Source organism: Zhongshania aliphaticivorans, from assembly GCF_902705855.1.
Taxonomy (GTDB): Bacteria; Pseudomonadota; Gammaproteobacteria; order Pseudomonadales; family Spongiibacteraceae; genus Spongiibacter; species Spongiibacter aliphaticivorans_B.
In genome coordinates this window covers 1-3620 of sequence record NZ_CACSIJ010000006.1, presented here as the reverse complement: position 1 = coordinate 3620, position 3620 = coordinate 1, and the positions used below count along the sequence as shown (strand labels likewise).

General features: G+C 48.7%; 3 protein-coding genes and 1 pseudogene. 2 read left to right on the top strand and 2 right to left on the bottom strand.

All coding sequences use genetic code 11. From position 1 onward, the window contains the following. Positions 1-81: 81 nt before the first annotated feature. Positions 82-753 (bottom strand): ribose-5-phosphate isomerase RpiA, encoded by a 672-nt coding sequence (gene rpiA / locus GVJ32_RS04440; protein ID WP_159238860.1) that lies wholly within the window; start codon positions 751-753, stop codon positions 82-84. Positions 754-904: 151 nt separating this feature from the next. Between rpiA and GVJ32_RS04435 the strand changes: the two genes are divergently transcribed. Beyond that, positions 905-1108, top strand: a complete 204-nt coding sequence (locus GVJ32_RS04435) for a hypothetical protein (protein ID WP_159238859.1) — start codon at positions 905-907, stop codon at positions 1106-1108. A 101-nt stretch (positions 1109-1209) separates the two neighbouring features. Continuing rightward, positions 1210-2727, top strand: coding sequence for a threonine ammonia-lyase, biosynthetic (gene ilvA / locus GVJ32_RS04430; protein ID WP_159238858.1), 1518 nt, complete (start codon positions 1210-1212; stop codon positions 2725-2727). Between the two features lie 711 nt (positions 2728-3438). Here ilvA and GVJ32_RS18300 read toward each other — a convergent pair. Further along, positions 3439-3620: pseudogene (locus GVJ32_RS18300) on the bottom strand (hypothetical protein); the annotation flags it as partial.

Below are 3620 nucleotides of genomic sequence, written 5' to 3'. Positions count from 1 at the left end.
GACATCCGACATCCGACATCCGACATCCGACATCCGACATCCGACATCCGACATCCGACATCCGACATCCGACGCCGTCCTTTATGCCTTCAGCGTTTTCACCCCTTCCGCTGTCCCCAATAATAATACATCCGCTGGCCGACAGGCGAAGAGCCCGTTAGTCACAACGCCGGTTATATTGTTAATCTCTTCTTCGGTTTTACGCGGAGTGCTAATCATAAAGTCGTAAACATCGAGAATGATGTTGCCGTTGTCGGTAACGACACCTTCGCGATAAACCGGATTGCCGCCGAGCTTAACCAATTCCCGTGCTACATAGCTGCGAGCCATTGGAATGACTTCAACGGGTAGTGGAAATGCGCCTAATTGGCCGACCAATTTGCTGCCGTCAGCGATACAAATAAATTTCTTACTTGCCGCCGCAACAATTTTTTCGCGNGTCAGGGCTGCGCCACCGCCCTTGATTAATTCCAGTCGCTCATTGGCTTCGTCTGCGCCGTCAACATAGACCGCAATGGTGCCGGTGGAATTGAGTTCGAGTACTTCGATGCCATGATTGCGCAAGCGTTCTGCCGAGGCTTCCGAGCTGGCGACGGTGCCTTTAATATCGCCTTTAAACTCTGCTAACAGGTCGATAAAAAAATTGGCTGTGGAACCAGTGCCTACGCCGATAATTTCGCCATCGAGAATGGCGGGCTTGATATGATCGATTGCGGCCTGTGCTACCGCAAGTTTTAGCTCATCTTGTGTCATTGTCGGCCTTTGCTGTTGTACGCTGGGGGCGGGATTTGCGAGCAAGTATAAATTTCACTGAGGCCAATTGCGAGGTGCAATTGCTAAGGCCGGTCTTGCTCGCAGCGTGTTTATTGCTGATTTACCTCTTGTGTAGACATGGGAGTTAGGTATGAATTCAAATTACAAAAGCTACGAGGAGTGGTTTGACGAATTTAAGCGGCTCGCGATTGCTGAGGATCTAGCCTGGTTGGTGTCTAGCGAGGGGGAGTCTCATAAGAACGCTTTTGAACAGGGTGATTCGCCTGCGGAAGAATTGATGACCTTGGCGGATATGGCGGAGTGGCGCGGCTGTGGTTGTGGCGGCGGTAGCTAGTTGTTTTCGCGGTCTTGCTGCGCTTTGGCTGCATACGCGGTAGACTGGTCAGCTGAATTTTAGCGCTGTTTTTAGCGTAGCAATGGAGGCCGCACAGAGTTATGCCACAGAGTTACATCAAAAGAATCCTCAAAGCTCGCGTTTATGATGTTGCCATCGAGTCGCCTATTGATCGTATGCCGCTGATGAGTAAGCGCTTGGACAATGAGGTTTTGTTAAAGCGCGAGGATTTGCAGCCAGTATTTTCCTTTAAGTTGCGCGGTGCTTACAACAAGATGATTAGCCTCTCTGAAGAAGAGCGCAACAAAGGCGTTGTTGCGGCTTCGGCGGGCAACCACGCGCAAGGTTTAGCGCTGGCTGCGCTTAAGCTCGGGGTTCGGGCCACCATCGTGATGCCAAGAACAACCCCACAAATTAAAGTAGATGCGGTGCGCTCTCGCGGCGGTAAAGTGGTCTTGCACGGTGACACCTACGACGAGGCGTCGACCTACGCTAAAAAGTTAGTTGAAGAAAAAGGCATGGTTTACGTCCACCCCTACGACGACCCAGAGGTCATTGCTGGTCAGGGCACGGTGGGTATGGAAATTCTTCGCCAAGTCACCGGACCATTGGATGCGGTTTTTGTGCCAGTTGGCGGCGGTGGTTTGGCGGCCGGTGTTGCTGCTTACATCAAATATGTGCGCCCCGAAGTCAAAGTGATAGCGGTGGAGCCAGAAGACGCAGCCTGCCTTAAATTAGCGCTGGAAAAAGGCCGACGCGCCATATTGCCAGAAGTGGGTTTATTTGCTGACGGTGTTGCGGTTGCACAGATCGGCAAAGAAACCTTCCGCGTTTTACGTAAAACTATTGATGGCGTGTTGACGGCCAGCACCGACGAAATTTGCGCAGCGATCAAAGATATTTTTGATGATACCCGTTCAATTGCAGAACCAGCCGGTGCCTTAGCATTGGCAGGACTGAAAAAGTACGTGGCACAAAATGATTGCAGCGGACAAACCCTATTGGCGATAGACAGTGGCGCCAACACTAATTTTGACCGTCTGCGTTACATTGCCGAGCGTACCGAAATTGGTGAAAAGCGCGAAGCGATTTTAAGCGTTACCATTCCTGAGCGTCCCGGCAGTTTTAAAAAGTTTTGTGGGGCTTTAGGGCGCCGCAATATCACTGAGTTCAATTATCGCTTTGGCGACGACCGCGATGCGCAAATCTTTGTGGGCATATCGGTAGCGGCAGGCGGCGGTGATCGGCAGGAATTGGTCGATACCCTGCAGAAAATGGATTATCCCGTTGCGGATTTTACCGACAACGAAATGGCCAAGCTGCATATTCGTCATATGGTGGGTGGGCATCGGCCAGCCACGGTGAAGAATGAACTAATATACCGCTTTGAGTTTCCAGAACGGCCTGGTGCCTTGATGAACTTTTTGACCAAGCTTGGCAATCGCTGGAATATTTCTTTATTCCATTATCGCAATCACGGCGCGGCCTATGGTCGTGTCTTGGTTGGCTTGCAAGCGGACAAAAAAGAGCGAGCTGAAATTGAGACTTTTCTTGATAAGCTGGCTTATCCCTATCACGAAGAAACTGAAAATCCGGCGTATCAACTTTTTTTGAGCTAGCCACTTGGTACGTCGGATGTCTGACGTCGGAGGCTAAACGCATGCGCTGTGCGAATAAGGAAGCTCGGATGAGCTTCCTTATTTCATGCCACGAATATTAAGGGTTTTGTCGCCTGATTTCTGAGCGGTACGTTTTAGCGTTTATCGTCTTCCTTTCCGCGTTTTGCAAGTTTTAGCCTCGATGACTTGCCTATCAGTAGCAATGAAATCGAGCGATATATTCCGCCCTCGTCGCATTTTCTCTCAGAGGCCTTCTGATGTGGTGGCGGGATAATTGGGTGGTTTCTTAAGTTCGGATTCTAGTAAAGTTTATACTGGCGATGGTTCTCTTTTTTTGGCTTAGTAATTAACTGACTGGTCTTTGTTGCGACAATGGCGTTGCATATCACCCTGCTTATACATGCTTCAATAACATTCTATAATTGAGGCTCAGCAGTATATGTTAAAGATGTCGCCGAATCGGCCAATTTTGTGTGCAATTTTCTTTTTTTCACCCCCGCTTAGCTTAGTATGTTTGCGTGGCTTTATCATAATGTGCTGTAACAACTAACAAGGAATTGTTTATGCGGCGATGTGTCGTTTTTTGCCGGTTGTTGTGCGTAGCTCTCGTTTTCGCCTTGATTTCTTGCACTTCAGTCAATTCAGTAAAGCCTGAGGAGAGTGGGCGCTTTTCATTAAGAGTCAATAAAACGTACATCTTATATTTACTACCTAGGCGGCAGCAAAGGATACAGTCGCTTCTTTAAAAAAGGATTTTACGAGCTTCTTGTTTCGTCGAATTTTCTCTAAATCCACTATCGCTCGATTTTTAAGCGACTCGCCTTTCTTAAGAGGCTTTTTCGATGTACCCATATTTCTCATCTGGTTCCAAACCAGTTCATCTGGGTTTAAAT